The sequence below is a fragment of the Psychrobacter sp. 1U2 genome (assembly GCF_051847575.1).
In genome coordinates, this window is sequence record NZ_JBPYDC010000865.1 from 1 (window position 1) to 798 (window position 798).

Below are 798 nucleotides of genomic sequence, written 5' to 3' on the forward strand. Positions count from 1 at the left end.
TGATGAATACTGCCAAAAGCGTACCGCCTATCCATGATATTTCGACCGATTTGATTAACCCACCTGAATTTGTGGCTATTGCCCCACTACGCGCTGATGCACCAAACCCAGTTGAATATGCTGGTGAAGAGACCGCAGAGCAACAACGCAACGCTTATCCTGAACTGCAAACCTTAACTTATACGCAATCAAAGTCTGAACTAATAAAAGCTACCGAACAAGCCGCTGATAACTTGGGCTGGGATTTGGTAAATGTTGATGCTAGCACTGGTATCGTTGAGGCAACCGATTCGACGATGTGGTTTGGTTTTAAAGATGATATCGTCATACGGGTAACTGACAAAGGTGGCGAACATCTGGTCGATATTCGCAGTAAATCACGGGTTGGCGGTAGCGATTTGGGCACAAATGCTGAGCGTATTCGCAGTTTTATTGACGAGTTGAATGAGGTTTTGAGTGATTGATTAGTTTTGGACATACATAGAACATGAGCCAATTTAAAAGCTATAGTGTTTGCCATTATTATATAGACGATAACTCTAGCCTTATCCCTTCGTCCACTTATATAGTAGTTATTTATAACCTTCAGGCTTCAATACTTTTTCTTTACTAGTAATATTGGTTACTCTAAAACCTGCTATTATAATGCACTATTGTCACCTCATATTTTCTTGTTTTTCTTCTTAGTCGCTCTTTTGACTATCCCTTTTTACCTATCTTTTTTGATAGCCTCTTTAAATTTTATAGGATACTTTCATGCGTTTGAATAAGCTCTCTACTCTCTCTTTGTTAACCGCT

At 39.5% G+C, this 798-nt stretch carries 1 protein-coding gene; it reads left to right on the plus strand.

Annotated elements, in window-relative coordinates; all coding sequences use genetic code 11:
• Window positions 1–464 (plus strand): DUF1499 domain-containing protein (locus tag ACS8FD_RS19200; RefSeq protein WP_439277033.1); only part of this gene is annotated, 464 nt, incomplete at its 5' end.
• Between the last annotated feature and the right edge of the window lie 334 nt (window positions 465–798).